Source organism: Thermomonospora sp. CIF 1, assembly GCF_001896795.1.
In the GTDB taxonomy this organism is placed as follows: Bacteria; Actinomycetota; Actinomycetes; order Streptosporangiales; family Streptosporangiaceae; genus Thermomonospora; species Thermomonospora curvata.
Window position 1 is genome coordinate 278,707 of record NZ_MOYN02000014.1, and the last position, 16,254, is coordinate 294,960.

The 16,254-nt window shown below is 75.7% G+C and carries 12 protein-coding genes; 8 read left to right on the plus strand and 4 right to left on the minus strand.

What is annotated here, in order from left to right:
• The 4 genes from BUE48_RS08035 (at window position 1) to BUE48_RS08050 (ending at window position 5,184) form a co-directional block, all read left to right on the plus strand.
• Window positions 1-924 carry a threonine/serine dehydratase gene (locus BUE48_RS08035; RefSeq protein WP_286989563.1) on the plus strand — a complete coding sequence of 308 codons (924 nt, stop codon included), beginning with the start codon at window positions 1-3 and terminating at the stop codon, window positions 922-924.
• Window positions 925-1,011: 87 nt separating this feature from the next.
• Window positions 1,012-2,163 carry a sensor histidine kinase gene (locus BUE48_RS08040; RefSeq protein ID WP_286989564.1) on the plus strand — a complete coding sequence of 384 codons (1,152 nt, stop codon included), beginning with the start codon at window positions 1,012-1,014 and terminating at the stop codon, window positions 2,161-2,163.
• Entirely contained in the window at window positions 2,160-2,765 is a 606-nt protein-coding gene (locus BUE48_RS08045; protein WP_012851984.1) for a response regulator transcription factor, read from the plus strand. Before BUE48_RS08040 ends, BUE48_RS08045 begins: the two co-directional genes overlap by 4 nt.
• A 298-nt stretch (window positions 2,766-3,063) precedes the next feature.
• Complete coding sequence (locus BUE48_RS08050; RefSeq protein WP_286989565.1) at window positions 3,064-5,184, plus strand: RecQ family ATP-dependent DNA helicase; 2,121 nt, start codon at window positions 3,064-3,066, stop codon at window positions 5,182-5,184.
• A 339-nt stretch (window positions 5,185-5,523) separates the two neighbouring features.
• Here BUE48_RS08050 and BUE48_RS08055 read toward each other — a convergent pair whose 3' ends face one another.
• Window positions 5,524-6,453: a carbohydrate kinase family protein gene (locus BUE48_RS08055; RefSeq protein ID WP_286989566.1), complete on the minus strand. Its 930-nt coding sequence runs from the start codon at window positions 6,451-6,453 to the stop codon at window positions 5,524-5,526.
• A gap of 177 nt (window positions 6,454-6,630) precedes the next feature.
• Between BUE48_RS08055 and BUE48_RS08060 the strand changes: the two genes are divergently transcribed.
• From BUE48_RS08060 to BUE48_RS08075, 4 genes are all read left to right on the plus strand, one after another.
• On the plus strand, window positions 6,631-9,096 hold the full coding sequence (locus tag BUE48_RS08060) for a bifunctional acetate--CoA ligase family protein/GNAT family N-acetyltransferase (RefSeq protein WP_012851988.1): 2,466 nt from the start codon (window positions 6,631-6,633) through the stop codon (window positions 9,094-9,096).
• A gap of 380 nt (window positions 9,097-9,476) precedes the next feature.
• Window positions 9,477-10,055, plus strand: a complete 579-nt coding sequence (locus BUE48_RS08065; protein WP_012851989.1) for a DUF5998 family protein — start codon at window positions 9,477-9,479, stop codon at window positions 10,053-10,055.
• A gap of 239 nt (window positions 10,056-10,294) precedes the next feature.
• The gene (locus BUE48_RS08070; RefSeq protein WP_012851990.1) at window positions 10,295-11,413 is read left to right on the plus strand and encodes an alkaline phosphatase family protein; all 1,119 of its coding nucleotides are present in this window, start codon (window positions 10,295-10,297) and stop codon (window positions 11,411-11,413) included.
• Window positions 11,414-11,461: 48 nt separating this feature from the next.
• Window positions 11,462-12,337: a sulfurtransferase gene (locus tag BUE48_RS08075; RefSeq protein WP_286989567.1), complete on the plus strand. Its 876-nt coding sequence runs from the start codon at window positions 11,462-11,464 to the stop codon at window positions 12,335-12,337.
• Window positions 12,338-12,349: 12 nt separating this feature from the next.
• Here BUE48_RS08075 and BUE48_RS08080 read toward each other — a convergent pair whose 3' ends face one another.
• The 3 genes from BUE48_RS08080 to BUE48_RS08090 are packed head-to-tail and all read right to left on the minus strand — an operon-like array spanning window position 12,350 to window position 15,931.
• Window positions 12,350-14,896 carry a CHAT domain-containing protein gene (locus BUE48_RS08080; RefSeq protein ID WP_286989568.1) on the minus strand — a complete coding sequence of 849 codons (2,547 nt, stop codon included), beginning with the start codon at window positions 14,894-14,896 and terminating at the stop codon, window positions 12,350-12,352.
• Window positions 14,893-15,333 (minus strand): hypothetical protein, encoded by a 441-nt coding sequence (locus BUE48_RS08085; protein ID WP_012851993.1) that lies wholly within the window; start codon window positions 15,331-15,333, stop codon window positions 14,893-14,895. The genes BUE48_RS08080 and BUE48_RS08085 overlap by 4 nt, the downstream gene beginning before the upstream one ends.
• 49 nt (window positions 15,334-15,382) lie before the next feature.
• Window positions 15,383-15,931 (minus strand): RNA polymerase sigma factor, encoded by a 549-nt coding sequence (locus BUE48_RS08090; protein WP_286989569.1) that lies wholly within the window; start codon window positions 15,929-15,931, stop codon window positions 15,383-15,385.
• Window positions 15,932-16,254 lie beyond the last annotated feature (323 nt).

The window sequence follows — 16,254 nt, forward strand, 5'->3', positions numbered from 1 at the left end:
ATGACAAGCGACACCATCGAAGCCCTGCCGGCCACAGAAGACGTCCGGGCGGCGGCGGAGCGGATCGCGCCCCATGCGCGCCGCACCCCGGTGCTGACCACCCGGATCGACGGCCGTCCCGTCACCTTCAAGCTGGAGCACCTGCAGGTGACCGGCTCGTTCAAGTTCCGCGGCGCGCTCAACGCCCTGCGCGGCGGCCGCGACGTCCACCGGGTGGTGGCCGCCTCGGGCGGCAACCACGGGCTCGGGGTGGCCGAGGCGGCCCGCCTGTGCGGCGTCCCCGCGCGGATCTACGTGCCGCGCTCCGCCCCCGAGGTCAAGGTGCGCCGCATCGCCGCCGCCGGCGCGCAGGTCGTCCGCTGCGGCGACCGCTACGCCGAGGCCGAGGAGGCCGCCCGCGCCGAGGCCGCCGCCACGGGCGCGGCCTTCCTGCACCCCTACGACCACCCCGAGGTGATCGCCGGACAGGGCACGGTCGGGCTGGAGATCATCGAGCAGGCCCCCCACTGCGACACCGTCGCCGTGGCGGTGGGCGGCGCGGGCCTGGCGGCCGGCGTCGGCCTGGCCCTCGGCCCCGGCCGCGCCCTGGTGGCGGCGGAACCCGAGCACTGCAACGCCCTGCACGCGGCGTTCGCCGCCGGCGAGCCGGTCGAGGCGCCGGTGGACTCCGTGGCCGCCTCCGCACTGGGCGCCTCGCGCGTGGGCCGGCTGCCGTTCGCCCTGCTGCGGGCCCGGCCCACCACGTGCGTCCTGGTCAGTGACGAGCAGATCCTGGCCGCCCGGGACCGGCTGTGGGAGGAGCTGCGCCTGGCCGTCGAACCGGCCGCGGCGGTGCCCTTCGCCGCCTGGCTCGCCGGCAAGGTCCCCGGAGAGCATCCGTGCCTGGTGCTATGCGGCGCCAACGCCGACTGGCGCCCGTCCTGAAAGACCCGGTGCGGCACGCCCGATGACGCCGTTTCGCATACCCTGAGCGGGTCCCGCCCCCTCTGTCGCGGACGGAGAGCAGAACCGGTGCAGTTGCGCGTTCCCCGAACCCCCGTGCTCGCCACCGCGATCGTGGGAATGTCGCTGGTGGCGCTGGGGGGAACACTGCTGCCCTCGCTGTGGCGGGAGATCGTCCTCCGCCACGACCTGGACCGCTCCCTGTACGCCCTGCTCAGCGTGGCCGGGCTGCTGGGGCTGTACGGGCGGCTGCTGTGGGGCAACCTGATGCGCCGCACCCACCCCCGCCACCGGGTGGGCCTGGCCGTCATCGCGGTCATCTCCTGCCTGCTGCCGGCGGTGCTGGGCCCGGACTGGGCGGCGGCGCTGGTGATGCCGGCCGGGCTGATCCCGCTGGTGCTGCCGCTGCGGGTGGCGGTGCCGGTCACCGCGATCGGGGCGCTGGGCATCACCGGCTACGGGCTGGCGCTGGGCCTGCCGGTGCCGACCATGGTGTATGAGTTCTTCTGGTTCCCGTTCGCCGCGCTGTCGGGCTACATCTCTTTCTGGCTGTTCCACGTGGTCACCGAGCTGCGCCAGGCCCGCGCCGAGCTGGCCCGCGCCGCGGTGGGGGAGGAGCGGCAGCGCTTCGCCCGCGACCTGCACGACGTGCTCGGCCACAGCCTGCAGGCGGTGGCGCTGCGGGCCGAGGTCGCCGAACGGTACCTGGACCGCGACGTGGCACGGGTGCGCAAGGAGCTGACCGAGATCCAGCGCATGGCCCGCGACTGCGTGCACGACGTCCGCGAGGTCGTCCGCGGCTACCGCGCCACCTCGCTGCGCACCGAGCTGGACGGCGCCTCGGCGGTGCTCAGCGCCGCCGGCATCCGCTGCCGCCCCCCGCGGGTGCCCGACCTGCCCGCCCACGTCCACGAGCCGCTGGGCTGGGTGGCCCGCGAGGCGGTCACCAACGTGCTGCGCCACAGCACCGCCACCTGGTGCCGCATCGAGGTGAGCGTGGACGGCCACGGCGTGCATCTGGAGATCGTCAACGACGGGGCCGGCCGCCGCGCCGCCGCCGAGCACGGCAGCGGCCTGACCGGGCTGGCCGAGCGGATCGCCGCCGTCGGCGGGAGCTTTTCCGCCGGCCACCGCGGCGACGGCACGTTCGCGGTGCGGGCCGCGGTGCCGGTGCGGGCGCCGGCGGAGGCGGCGCGGACCGGGGCGGAGGGAACGGCATGATCCGGGTGCTGCTGGCCGACGACCACCTGCTGATCAGGGAGGCGCTGGTCCTGCTGCTGGAGACCGAGGAGGGCATCGAGGTCGTCGCCGATGTGGGACGCGGCGATGAGGCGGTGGAGCAGGCCCGCGCGCTGCGCCCGGACGTGGCGGTGCTCGACATCGACATGCCCGGCATGGACGGTCTGGCCGCCGCCGAACGCCTCTCCCGCGAGGTGCCCTCCTGCCGGTTGATCATCGTCACCGCGCACGGCCGGCCCGGCAACCTGCGCCGCGCCATGGCCGCCGGGGTGCGCGGCTTCCTCGGCAAGGACGCCCCCGGCTCTCGGCTGGCCGAGGTGATCCGCCAGGTGGCCGGCGGGGCCCGCTACATCGACCCGCAGCTGGCCGCCGACGCGCTGGCCGCCGAGGAGTGCCCGCTGACCCCGCGGGAGCTGGACGCGCTGCGCGCCGCCGCCGACGGCTCCCCGATCTCCAAGATCGCCCGCAGCATGGGCCTGTCGGAGGGCACCGTCCGCAACTACCTGTCGGCCGCGGTCACCAAGCTGGGCGCCGACAACCGGCACGCCGCCGTCCGCGCCGCCCGCGACCGCGGCTGGATCTGACCGCCCGGCCGGAGGACCTTTGGGCCGCGGGCGGGTCGGGGAACGGCCGGGGCGGCTCGAACCGCTCCGCTGAGGCGGCGCGGCGGCACCGGAGGGGATCGCCGCCGTGCCCTTCCCGGCCTTTGAGATCGCCTTCACCACGGGCCGGGAGCGGATCGTCGACGGCGGGCTCGGCGTGTCGCGCTTCCGGCGGGGTCTTCCGCCGCCGGGCCGCGGTCTTCGGCGTTGATCGAGAGTTTTCCACAAAATCGCATTTCGGTGTGGAGACGTCCCAGCGGCTGATAAGCAACAAGGAACTATGGGCGACTCAAGCGACGGGCTGCGGGACGAGGCCGAGGCGTGCCTGCGGGCGCTGGCCGGTGAACAGGCCCGGTTGCGCGAGGACCAGTGGAACGCGATCCGCACACTGGTGCTCGAACGCAGCCGGATGCTGGTGGTGCAGCGCACCGGCTGGGGCAAGTCGGCGGTCTACTTCGTGGCCACCCGGCTGCTGCGCGACCGGGGCGCCGGCCCCACGGTGATCATCTCGCCGCTGCTGGCCCTGATGCGCAACCAGATCGCCGCCGCCGAGCGGGCCGGCATCTGCGCCCGCACCGTCAACTCGGCCAACACCGAGGTGTGGGAGCAGGTGTTCGCCGAGGTCGACGCGGGCGTGGTGGACGTGCTGCTGGTCAGCCCGGAACGGCTCAACAACCCCGCCTTCCGCGACGCGGTGCTGCCCAAGCTGGCGGCCGGGGCCGGGATGGTCGTGGTGGACGAGGCGCACTGCATCTCCGACTGGGGGCACGACTTCCGCCCCGACTACCGGCGGCTGCGCACGCTGCTGGCCGACCTGCCCGAGGGCGTTCCCGTGCTGGCCACCACCGCCACCGCCAACGCCCGCGTCGTCCAGGACGTGCGTGAACAGCTCGCTTCCGGCGCCGCGGCCGGTTCCGCCGGGGAGGTGCCGGTGCTGCGCGGCAGCCTGGAACGCGCCTCGCTGCATCTGGCGGTCGTGCGGCTGCCGACCGCCGAGCACCGCCTGGCCTGGCTGGCCGAGCGCCTCGGCGAACTCCCCGGATCGGGGATCGTCTACGCCCTGACCGTCGCCGCCGCCCACGAGATCGCCGCCTTCCTGCGCGAACGCGGCCACCGGGTGGCCGCCTACTCCGGGCAGGACGACCCCGACGACCGCCTGCGCGCCGAACAGGACCTGCTCGGCAACGAACTCAAAGCGCTGGTCGCCACCAGCGCCCTGGGAATGGGCTTCGACAAACCCGACCTGGGCTTCATCGTGCACGTGGGCGCGCCCCCGTCACCGGTGGCCTACTACCAGCAGATCGGCCGGGCCGGGCGCGGTATCGAACGCGCCGAGGCCATCTTGCTGCCCGGCGCCGAGGACCGGGACATCTGGTCCTACTTCGCGAGCCTGGCCTTCCCGCCCGAGCCGCTGGTGCGGGCCGCCCTGGACGCGCTGGCCGCCGCCGGCCGCCCGCTGTCCACCGCCGCCCTGGAACCGCTGGTCGACCTGGGCCGCAGCCGGTTGGAGATGATGCTCAAGGTCCTGGACGTGGACGGCGCCGTCCGCCGCGTCAAGGGCGGCTGGGAGGCCACCGGCCGCCCGTGGACCTACGACGCCGACCGTTACGCCCGGCTGGCCGCCGAACGCGCCCGCGAGCAGCAGGCGATGCTCGACTACCTGGACACCACCGGCTGCCGGGAGGAGTTCCTGCGCCGTCTGCTCGACGACCCGCAGGCGGCCCCCTGCGGACGCTGCGACAACTGCACCGGCCGGCACTGGCCCACCGAGGTCTCCGAGACCACCGCCGAACAGGCCCGGCGGCGGCTGCGCCGCCCCGGCGTCGAAGTCCCCCCGCGCCGGATGTGGCCCACCGGGGTCTTTGGTGACCTGGGCGTCTGCGGCCGCATCCCCGCCGGCGAGCTCGCCGAGCCCGGCCGTGCCCTGGGCCGTCTCACCGACATCGGGTGGGGCAACCGGCTGCGCGCCCTGCTCGCCGACACCGCCCCCGACACCGAGGTCCCCGGCGAGATCCTCAACGCCGTGGTGCAGGTCCTGGCCGCCTGGGACTGGGCGGAGCGCCCCGCCGCCGTGGCCGCCGTCGCCTCCCGCACCAGACCCCGCCTGGTCTCCAGCCTGGGGGAGCGCATCGCCCACATCGGCCGCCTGCCCTACCTGGGCGAGATCGCCTCCCGGGGCCCCGGCCCCCGCCGCCACAACAGCGCCCAGCGATTGCGCTCGGTATGGCGCTCCCTGACCCTCCCGGACCGCATGGCCGCCGCGGTGGCGGCCGTCCCCGGCCCCGTCCTGCTGGTCGACGACCGCATCGACACCGGCTGGACCATGACCGTCGCCGCCCGCCTCCTCCGCCGGGCCGGCGCCCCCGCCGTTCTTCCCCTGGCCCTGGCGGTGACGAAGTGATCAGTGGGGCTCGGCCGGGAACGCCGGCCGTGCGGGAGCGATCTGGGAACGCATCGCAGACGGCGGCGGTGCGCGAGCACGCCGTCGTCCCCGTCGCGAACTGCGGAGACGGCGTGTTGAAGAAGTTCGGCGGGCGTGCTGAACGACCGGTGAGCTGCGGGGCGCCTGACCGGTCGCCGGTGAGGTGGTGCGGGCGAGGCGACGACCGGCGGTGCGCGGTGGCCCATCGGGGTGAGCCCCGGCCGGGATGCCGCGCTGAACAGACCGACCGGCGGGCGTGCCGGAACGCCCGGTATGCCCCCGAAGGCGGGGCCGGCCGGGAAGCCGGTGCGGACGGGCTTAGTTATTGGCCTTCTTGATCTCGTTGTCGACGGCCTTCAGGACGGGGCGGGCGCCGACATTGGACATGGCACGGGCGGCCAGGCGGCAGCCGGAGGCCAGCGCCTCGGCGGGCGGCTTGCCGTCCAGCCAGGGGGCCAGGAAACCGGCGATGAAGGCGTCACCGGCGCCGGTGCCGTCAACGATCTTGTCGAGGGGCTCGGCGGGGGCCACCACCGGTTCGGCGCGTCCGTTGGTGTACCACAGCGCGCCGTCGGCGCCCATCTTGATGACCACCTGCGGGTACCAGGCGGTCAGCACCTTGGCGGCGGCCTGCGGCTCCTCCCGGCCGGTCAGCACCTCGGCCTCGGCGGCGTTGACGATCAGCAGCCGGACGCCCTGGGTCCACTCCAGGAACGGCTCGGCGCCGACCCGCTTGAGGGGCGAGGAGGACCCGGCGTCCACCGAGATCGACATCTGCGCCTCCCGGGCCAGCGCCAGCGCGTGCCGGGCGGCCTTGCGGGCCCCCTCGCTCAGCAGGCAGTAGCCCGACAGGTGCAGGTGGGAGCCCTGGGTGAAGACGTCCTGGGGAATGTCCTCCGGCAGCAGGGCGGCGTTGGCGCCCGGGTCCGACAGCATCGTGCGGTCGCCCTTGTGGGTGACGAGCACCACGCAGCGGCCGGTGGGGCGCTCGCTGTCCATCACCGTGCGGGGGTCCACGCCGAACCCCATGAGCTCCATGTCCAGGTTGCGGCCGGCGATGTCCGAGCCGCGGCGGCACACGAAGACGACCTCGGACCCCTCGACGGCGAGCCACGACGCGATGTTGGCCCCGGAGCCGCCCCCGTGCGTCGTCACCGTGGCCGGGGTGTCGCTTCCCTTGGCCAGGGGGTAAGCGGCCCGTGCCACGGTATCGGTCATGAGATCGCCGACCACGACCACGCGCGTCATGACGTCACCACCTTGATCAACACCAATAGCGCCCCGCTAGCAGATTATTCCGGGGGCGTGTGATCGACCGTAACAGTTCCAGGCCCCCTAGTAGGTCTCGAACTGGCACCGAAAACTTCGAACGCCCGCCACGGTATCCCCGGGAGGGACGTCCACCGGGTGACTACTCTCGAGTAGGTGAGCGACTCGTACCCCGATCACTGGGAGGCCGACGTCGTCTTGGCCGATGGCGGGACGGCGCATCTGCGGCCCATCCGCCCACAGGACGCCGACCTGCTGCGGGCCTTCCACAAACGGCTGTCGCCCGAGTCGATCTACTACCGCTTCTTCTCCCCCCGGCCGCGGCTGAGCGACCGCGAGGTCAAGCACCTGACCACGGTGGACCACCACGACCGGGTCGCGCTGATCGCCACCATCGGCGACGCCATGGTGGCGGTCGTCCGCTACGACCGCCTCCCCGAAGAGCCCGGCACCGCCGAGGTGGCCTTCCTGGTGGAGGACGCCCACCAGGGCCGCGGGCTGGGCTCGGTGCTGCTGGAACACGTGGCGGCCGCGGCGCGCGAGCGGGGACTGCGCCGGTTCGTGGCGCACGTGCTGCCGGAGAACCGGCGGATGACCAAGGTCTTCCGGGACGCCGGCTACCGCGCCCGGCAGCGCTTTGAGGACGGCATCCTGCAGCTGGTGCTGGACCTGGAGCCCACCGAGACGTCCCTGGAGGTGATGGCGGCCCGCGAGCACCGCGCCGAGTCGCGCTCCATCCAGCGGCTGCTGTTCCCCGGCTCGGTGGCGGTGATCGGCGCCAGCCGGGAGGCCCACAGCGTCGGCCAGACCGTGCTGCGCCACCTGCTGGCGGGCGACTTCACCGGCCCCGTCTACCCGGTCCACCCCACCGCGACCGCGGTGGCCGGGGTGCGGGCCTACCGCACGGTGCTCGACATCCCCGACCCGGTGGACCTGGCGGTGGTGGCGGTGCGCGCCGAGGCCGTCCACGAGGTCGTCGAGCAGTGCGCCGGCAAAGGGGTGCACGGGCTGGTGGTGGTCTCCGCGGGGTTCGGGGAGACCGGTGAGGAAGGCCGGGCCCGCCAGCGGGAACTGGTCCGCCTGGCCCGCGCCAACGGCATGCGCGTGGTCGGCCCCAACTGCCTGGGCATCGCCAACACCGACCCGGCCGTGCGGCTGAACGCCTCGCTGGCGCCCACCATGCCCGGCCGCGGCCCGATCGGCTTCTTCTCCCAGTCCGGCGCGCTGGGCATCGCCATCCTGCAGCGCGCCGCCGAACGCGGACTGGGCCTGTCGACGTTCGTGTCGGCCGGCAACCGGGCCGATGTGTCCGGCAACGACCTGCTGCAGTACTGGGAGGAGGACCCGGCCACCGGGGTCGTCCTGCTCTACCTGGAATCGATCGGCAACCCCCGCAAGTTCACCCGGCTGGCCCGGCGCATCTCGCGCGCCAAGCCGATCGTGGCGGTCAAGACCGGCCGCAGCACCCAGGGCGTGCCGCTGGGGCACGCCGCCCGCGCGCTCACCCTGCCCGACCACGCCGTCAGCGCCCTGTTCGCCCAGGCCGGGGTGATCCGGGTGGACGACCTGGACCAGTTGTTCGACGTCGCCCAGCTGCTGGCCTACCAGCCGCTGCCGGCCGGCGACCGGGTGGCGATCATCGACAACTCCAACTCCCTGGGCCTGCTCGCCCAGGACGCGGCGGTGGCGCTGGGACTGTCCCCGCGCGAGCCGGTCGACCTGGGGCCTGCGGCGGGCGCGGCCGAGTACGCCCGGGCGCTGACCGAGGCGCTGGCCGACGAGGCGGTGGACGCCGTGGTCGCCCTGTTCACCCCGCCGACCATCGGCGAGGTGGACCCGGGCGTGGCCACGGCGATCACCCGGGCGGCCGCCGCGGGCGCCAAACCGATCGTGGCGACCTACCTGGGCGCCGCCGGCATGCCCGAGCGGCTGCGCGCACCCGGCCCCGACGGGATGCCGGCGGCCGGCTCGGTGCCGTCCTATCCCGCCCCCGAGGACGCCGTGCGCGCCCTGGCGTACGTCACCCGCTACGCGCTGTGGCGGCGACGCCCCCAGGGGCGGTTGCCGCACCTGGAGGAGGCCGACCGCGACCGCGCCCGGGCGCTGGTGGAGGAGCTGCTGGACGGCGCCGACGGCCCGGTGACCGCCACCGCCGACCAGGCCGCCCGGCTGCTGGCCTGCTATGGCATCACCATCGACGACAGGCCCGGCAGGGGAGCGCCGACCAGGATCGTCACCATGGAGGACCCCTCCTTCGGCGCCGTGGTCTCCTTCGGGCTGTCGGACGACACCGCCGCGCTGCTGGACGACCGCGCCTACCGGCTGGCGCCGCTGACCGACGTGGAGGCCGCCGAGCTGGTACGGGCCATCCGCGCCGCGCCGCTGCTGTTCGGCCACCGCGGCACCGAGCCGGCCGACGTGGCGGCCCTGGAACGGCTGCTGCTGCGGATCTCCCGGCTGGCCGACGACCTGCCCGAGGTCGCCCGCCTGGAACTGGACCGGGTGCACGCCGGCCCCGCCGGCATCACGGTCGGCGAGCTCTCCCTGCGCCTGGCCCGGCCCCCGGGCCCCCGCCCCGAACTCGGCCCCCGCCGCCTGCCCACCCCGCCCGTCGCCCGCTGACATCTCCGCGGGCCCCGTCCGTGCGGGGAGGGCCGGGCTCCGGCGGCGGCCCCGGCTCCGGAGGGATGGGCGGGACCGGGTCCGGCGGCGGCTCCGGCAGCGGACCGGGCGGCCGCGGCGGGGAGGGCGGAGGCGACGGCTGCGGAGGCGGCGGTATCGGCGGCTCCGGGGCGGGAATGGGCGGCTCGGGAGCCGGGATGGGAGGCTCCGGCTCCGGAACGGGCGGGTGCGGACCGGGAGGCGGCGGCGGAGGAACGGGCGGAGGCCGGCGCATGAGATCGGTGGCGTCCATGCCCGTCCTCTACCCGGGATGAGACCGGCGACCGCCCATCCGGTCCGACGTGTGCACGCACGACCCCGGACAGGGCAGGATGGACTTCATGAGGGACACCCGAGCGACGGCTCATGGGTTGCGCGCCGCCATCGAGCGCAGCGGCTACTATCCGGCACTCGTCGCGGACGCGGTCGAATCGGCGTTGGGCGACGAGCCGGTGCTCGCCTACGTGGTGCACCATGAGGCCACCTTCGACCCGGCGATGGAGGTGCGGCGGCACGTGACCGTGCTGGTCCTGTCGCCCACCCGGCTGCTGGTGTGCCACACCGACGAGCACCCGCCGGGCGAGGGCGTACCGCAGGCGCATGCGTCCACCACCACCGAGGTCGTGCGGCTCGATCGGATCCAGTCGGTGGCGGTGACCCGCGTGGTGCCCGATCCGGCCTCCTATGTGCCGGGCGTCCCGCCCACCGAGGTGGTGCTCACCATCGGGTGGGGAGCCATCGCCCACATCGATCTGGAACCGGCCACCTGCGGGGACGAGTCCTGCGAGGCCGACCACGGCTACACCGGCAACGTGACCGCCGACGACATGTCGCTGCGCGTCAGCGAAGCCGCCGACGGCCCCGACGCGGTCGCCCAGGTCCTGGCCTTCGCCCAGGCCCTGTCCGCGGCCACCGGCTGACGGCGCGCCCGCGGCGCGGGAACGCACCGGCGGCCGCGCTCACCGCGATCCGCCGTTCCGCCCTCGTGAAACGACGGCCGGGCATGCCCCCGGCCGCGCTCGGGCCGGCCGGGATGAGACCGCAGACGGCTACCGTGGTCGGCGGATCATGCCCTGCGGCACCGGAACGGCCCGCAGGGCGCGAGGAATGGAGGGCGTATGCGGTCTGCTTCGGTGAGGTCCCCGCAGGGAGGAGCCAGGTGAGCGCCGGGCCGCCGGTGCCCCGGTACGGGAGCGCGGCGCTGGCCGACCTGCCGGCGTCGGTGCTGGGCGCGTTCGGAGTGCCGGGCGGACGGAACGTGCTGGCCCTGCCGCAGGCCCCCCGGGTCTGCGTGCTGATCATCGACGGGCTCGGCTGGGAGCTGCTGCGCGAGCACGCCCAGGACGCGCCTTACCTGAGCTCGCTGCCGGGACGCGCGCTGACCGCCGGGTTCCCGGCGACCACCGCCACCAGCCTGGCCTCGCTGGGGACCGGGCTGCCCCCCGGCGGGCACGGATTGTTCGGCATCCAGGTGGCGGTGCCCGGCACCGGCAGGCTGCTCAACTGCCTGCACTGGGACGACAGCGTGGACCCCCAGACCTTCCAGCCGGCGCGCACCGCCTATGAACGGGCCGCGGAGGCCGGGATCAGCGTGGGGTACGTGGCCTCGGGGGCCTACCGGGGCAGCGGGCTCAGCCGGGCGACCGCCCGGGGCGCCGCCTACCTGGCCGCCGACAGCCTGGGACAGCTGGTGGCCCGGGCCGAGCAGGCGCTGCGGGAGGGCGAACGCTCGTATGTGACCGTCTACCACGCCGACCTGGACTCCACCGGCCACCTTTACGGCGCGGGCTCGCCGGCCTGGCGCTACCAGCTGCGCTTCGTGGACCAGCTGGCCGAGCGCATCGCCGAGATCCTGCCGCCCGGCGGCGTGCTGTATGTGACCGCCGACCACGGCATGGTCAACCCCACCGAGCGGATCGACGTCGATGAGGTCCCCGCCCTCCAGGAGGGCGTCGCCCAGCTCGGCGGCGAGCCGCGGGCCCGGCACGTGTACGCCGAGCCCGGTGCGGCCGGCGACGTGCTGGCCGCCTGGCGGGAGCTGGTCGGCGACCGCGCCTGGGTGTGCACCCGGGAGGAGGCCGTGGCCGCGGGCTGGTTCGGGCCGGTGGCGCCGGAGCTGCTGCCCCGCATCGGCGATGTGCTGGCGGTGCCGCACGGCGACCTGGCCATCGTGGCGACCAAACGGGAACCGATACCGTCCATGCTGGTCGGCATGCACGGCTCGATGATCCCCCGCGAGCAGCTCGTCCCGCTGATCACCGCCGATCACCGGCTGTGACGCCGAAGCGCCGGGCGGCCACGGATGCCGGCGGTTAGGCTGGCGGACGTGACCGACGCGCCGACGCCTGGAAGGCAAGCCCGCGCCGGGGAGGGCTCCCCGCTCATCGGCGTGCCCGAACTGGCCGAACTGCTGCGCCTGCCCGGCCCGCCGACCCTGCTGGACGTGCGGTGGCGCCTGGGCGGGCCGCCGGGCATGGCGGACTACCGCCGCGGCCATCTGCCCGGCGCCGTCTTCATCGACCTGGACCGCGACCTGGCCGGGCCGCCCGGGCCGGCGGGACGCCACCCGCTGCCGGCACCGGAGGCCTTCCAGGCCGCCATGCGCGCCGCCGGCGTATCTGACGGCCGGCCGGTGGTGGTCTACGACGAGGCCGACTCCACCGCCGCGGCCCGCGCCTGGTGGACGCTGCGTTACTTCGGGCACCCGGACGTGCGCGTGCTGGACGGCGGCTATCGCGCCTGGACCGCGGCGGGCCACGAGGTGACCACCGCCGTCCCGTCCCCCGCTCCGGGCGACTTCACCGCCCGGCCCGGCGGCATGCCGGTGCTGGACGCCGCGGGCGCCGCCGCCCTGGCCGAAAACGGGGTGCTGCTGGATGCCCGGGCGCCCGAACGCTACCGGGGCGAGGTCGAGCCGATCGACCCCGTCGCCGGGCACATCCCGGGCGCGGTGTCGGCGCCCACCTTCGGCAACGTCGGCCCCGACGGCCGCTTCCTGCCGGCCCGGCGGCTGCGGGAGCGCTTCGCCGCCCTGGGCGTCACCGGCGCCGCCGAGGTGGGCGCCTACTGCGGTTCCGGGGTGACGGCCGCCCACGAGGTGCTCGCGCTCACCCTCGCCGGCATTCCCGCCGCGCTGTATGTCGGCTCCTGGTCCAACTGGGTCGCCGACCCCGCCAACCCCGTCGCCACCGGCGAGGGGTGAGCCCCGCCCCGCTCAGCCGGCGCCGAAGCACTGGAAACCGAGGGTGCCGGGGGAGCGGGGAACGGCGGCCACGGCGCGGGCCGGGGGCATGCCCGCGCGGAGGCGGCGGTGCAGGGACGTCATGAACGCATGCGCCCCGGCGTCCCGGACGGGAGCGACACTGGCGATCACCGTGGCGGTGCCCAGGGCCAGCAGCGCACCGACGATGCCGAGCATCCCCTCGCCGCCGGCCGCCCGTCCGGCGTCGCAGGCCGACAGCACCACCAGGCGCGGCGCGGCGGCGATGTCCTCCAGATCGTGGGCCAGCAGCGGCCCATCGGCCAGCCGCAGATGCGAGAACAACGGGTTGTCCTCGCGGAACTCCCCGTGGGCGGCCAGATGGGCCAGCTCGGCCCCGTCCAGGGCGCGCCGTACCGGCAGCGCGGCGGCGGCCGCGCCGCGCAGCACCGTGGCGTGCGGATACAGCTCGGCCAGCGCGGCGATCTCCGCCTCGGCATGCGGCAGCGACGGCCCGGCGGCCAGCACCACCCGGCCCGATCCGCGGCCGGCCGCGGCGGCGTGGGCGTGCAGCCAGGCGGTCGCCGAGGGGACGACGGTGAGCGGCCGGCGCGTCAGCGCCGCCCACGGCACCGCGTGCAGCGCGCCCACCGGGGCGATGACCAGCTCACGTCCGGACAGGACGCGGCGCAGCCCGGCGGGCGCCCACGCCGCCATCCGCCACGCCGCCTCCCGCAGCCCCGCGGCCGCGGAGTCATCGGCGCGGCGGGCCAGGCGCCGCACCGCGAAACGCAGCCGCTCGGCGTCGTGGGCCACCGCCCCGTAGGGGCCGATCGGCCAGCGCCGGCACCGGCCCGCGGCGACCGTCACCGCGTGCAGCGCGTCACCGACGCGCACCAGCTCCACCAGCGCCCGCTCGCCCAGGGCGGCCGTCAAGGCGGGGACGCCGGCTAGGCGGGGACGGGGCGGGGCGCCGCTGGGGGAGTGCCGGCGCGACGCCTCCCGCACCGCCGCCTCCAGCCGGGCCAGCCGCCGGGCGGTCGGCAGCGGATCGGCCCCGCGGGCGACGGCGGCGGCGTGCTCGGCGGCCGCCGCCCGCAGCCGCGTCAGGGCCTGCGCCCGCTGCGGGTCCGCCGGCGGGCGCACGGCCGTCACGCGGCGGGCCACGGCCCGGCGGCGCTCCTCGGCGGCCAGCAGCTGCCGGGCGGAACGGGCCAGCTCCAGGCCCAGCGCGGCCAGCTCCTCACCCACCCGCGCCGCCCGCACCCGCAGCTCGGCCGCGCCGAACACCTCGGCGTACTCGTCGGCGACGCGCAGCCCGGCCCGGACGGCGGCCAGCGCTCCGCGGCGGTCGCCCGACAGCGACCGCTCCAGCGCGACGGCGTGCCAGGCGGCCACCCGCAGCGCGGCCGGGCCGTGCCGGCGGGCCCGCCCCGCCTGCTCCAGCAGCTGCCGGGCGGGACGGCCCAGCCGCAGCGCCAGCCGCGCCGCGATGACGCGCATGCCGGCGGCCTGCTCATGCCAGCCGCCCCGCTCCAGCCGGTCGGCGGTGGCGACGGCGGCGTGCCACAGCGCCGCGGAGCGGTCCCCGGCCGCCCAGCGGGCGCGCAGCAGCAGATGCTCGGCCAGCAGCATCCACCCGGTCCGCTCCTGGGCGGCGAAGGCGGCGCGGGCCCGCTCGGCGGTCCGGCCGGCCCGCTCGGCGTCCCCGTCGGCCAGTTCGGCGCCGGCCAGCAGCAGCAATCCGTCGGCGACGTCGCAGCGGTAGCCGCGTTCGGCCGCCTCGGCCAGCGCACCGGCCAGCAGCGGCCGGGCCTCGCCGGTCAGCCCGGCGGCGATCAGGGTCTCGGCCTGGTCGAGGCGGCACTGCACGACCCGCTCGCCGGTCAGATCGGCCTCGGCTTCGGCATACAGCCGCAATGCCCGCGGCAGGTCGCCGCACCGCGACAGCACGAACGCCAGGTTGCCTTTGGCCATCGCCGCCTGGGCGCGCAGCCCGGCCCGCTCGGCGACCGTCACGGCCTCGGCCAGCGCCCGCCGGCCCGCCTGCAGGTCGCCCGGCCTGCCGCGGAGCGCCTGCGCCAGTCCCAGGTTGATCAGCAGCCCCGCCAGCGTGACCGGATCGTCGCCGCGGCGCAGCCGGGGCAGCGCCTGCCGGACGGCCTCCAGCGCCTGCGCCGGGCGCCCCGCCCGGGCCAGCGCGCAGGCCACATTGGCGGCCAGCCGGTCGGCGTCGGCGCCGCGCAGCACTTTCGCCGCGGCATCGGCGCAGGCCAGCGCCCGGGGCAGGGCGCCTTGGGCGGTCAGCAGCCCGACCAGGTTCATCTGCACCAGGGCCCGCTCGTAGGCCAGGCCGGCGCCTTCGGCGGCCCGCAGCGCCTCTTCCAGGTGCGCCAGGCCCTCCTCCAGCAGCCCGAGCTCCTTGGCGGCCAGTGCGGCGACCCGCCGTAACGTGATCGCCTCGCGCGGCGTCCGCTCGGCGGCGTCGCCGAGCGCCGCGACCGCGGCGGCGTGGGCGCGCGGCGGATCGGCGGCCGCCAGGCGCAGCAGTCTCGCGCTCACAGCCGGATCCAGTCGGTGACCACCGGGGAGCCGCCGTCCGGCAGGATCAGCAGGCTCACCGGCCCGGCCGGCACCCCCTCCACCACGAACTGCCCCGCCGCCTCCGCGCGTCCCGCCAGCTCGCCGCCGGTGTGCCTGACGCGTACCAGGGCCTGCGCGGGCGGCAGCAGCTGCCCGGCGAGCTGGTACGCCGGCCCCGCCCCGCTCACCTCCAGCTCGACCGTCAGCCCGCCCCCGGTGAAGGTCAGCAGCCGGGCGCCCGTCTCCCGCAGGACCGGCGTCCGCCGGTCCTGCCCGGTCTCCACCAGGCGCGCCGGCGCGGCGTCCGCCTCCCGCCACCGCAACGCCGCCCGGGCATCGGCCAGCACGTGCTGCGGCACCGGGTCGTAGGCCGCGAACGCGGCCCGCACGAGCTGGAGCAATTCGGCGTCGGTCACCGGGGGTTCCCTTCCCTCGTCGCGGCGCCGCCTGCGCGGTGATCGCCCCTCACCCGGCTTCCTCCAGACGTTTGCGCAGGGAGGCCAGGCAGCGGGCGCGGGCGGGGCCGATGCTGCCGATGGGGATGTCCAAGGCCGCCGAGATCTCCGCGTAGGTGGGGGACAGCGCCAGCAGCCGCAGCATCTGCCGGCACAGGTCGGGCAGGGCGCCGATGGCCTCCATGACGGCGCGCAGGCGTTCCCTTCCGGCCAGTACCGCATCGAAGACGGCCGGGTCGGGCAGCACCTCCAGCGGCTGGTCGTCGAACCGGCCGCGCCGCTCGCGCAGGCAGCGGGCCGCCTCCCGCCGCGCCGTCACCGCCAGCCAGGTGCCGACCCGGGCCGGCCGCCGCAGCGCGCCGATGTGTTCCACCAGACGCAGCCAGGTCAGCTGCACGACATCGGCGGCGTCCACCCGGCTCAGCCCGTACGCCCGCGCGATCGCCCACAACATCGGCGAGTAACGCTCGGTCAGCGCGGCCCACGCCGCCTCGTCCCCGCCGCGCGCCCGGAGGACCAGCTCACCGGGCGGGAGCCGGCGCAGCCCCTCAGACGGCATCGCGGGACCCTGCCGCCGCGGCGGGAACGGGACGCTGTGCGCCGGCCGCGGCACGGCCCCGGAAACCATCGGGGCTCCCGTTCTCGGCACCTGGAACCACCTGCTGGGAAAGGCTCACCGGACACCTCGTCTTCCATAGGGCCGCCGCCGCAAACCTTAGGAAGACCCCATCATTTGGACGCGGAGAGTTACTGCATCGCTACTGCTTTGTTTCCGACATCTGATGATTGGAGCACGCATACGTTGGGTAACCGTCCCTGAACGCAGTGAACTTCACCGGCCTTTGCAGGACATGTCGTATGACTGCTGGTTTGTTCAGATAA

What these genes read in the sequence shown, in the direction of transcription:
- BUE48_RS08035 (WP_286989563.1), top strand. Translation starts at nt 1, where the DNA reads ATGACAAGCGACACCATCGAAGCCCTGCCGGCCACAGAAGACGTCCGG.
- BUE48_RS08050 (WP_286989565.1), top strand. Translation starts at nt 3,064, where the DNA reads ATGGGCGACTCAAGCGACGGGCTGCGGGACGAGGCCGAGGCGTGCCTG.
- BUE48_RS08045 (WP_012851984.1), top strand. Translation starts at nt 2,160, where the DNA reads ATGATCCGGGTGCTGCTGGCCGACGACCACCTGCTGATCAGGGAGGCG.
- BUE48_RS08090 (WP_286989569.1), bottom strand. Translation starts at nt 15,931, where the DNA reads ATGCCGTCTGAGGGGCTGCGCCGGCTCCCGCCCGGTGAGCTGGTCCTC.
- BUE48_RS08065 (WP_012851989.1), top strand. Translation starts at nt 9,477, where the DNA reads ATGAGGGACACCCGAGCGACGGCTCATGGGTTGCGCGCCGCCATCGAG.
- BUE48_RS08055 (WP_286989566.1), bottom strand. Translation starts at nt 6,453, where the DNA reads ATGACGCGCGTGGTCGTGGTCGGCGATCTCATGACCGATACCGTGGCA.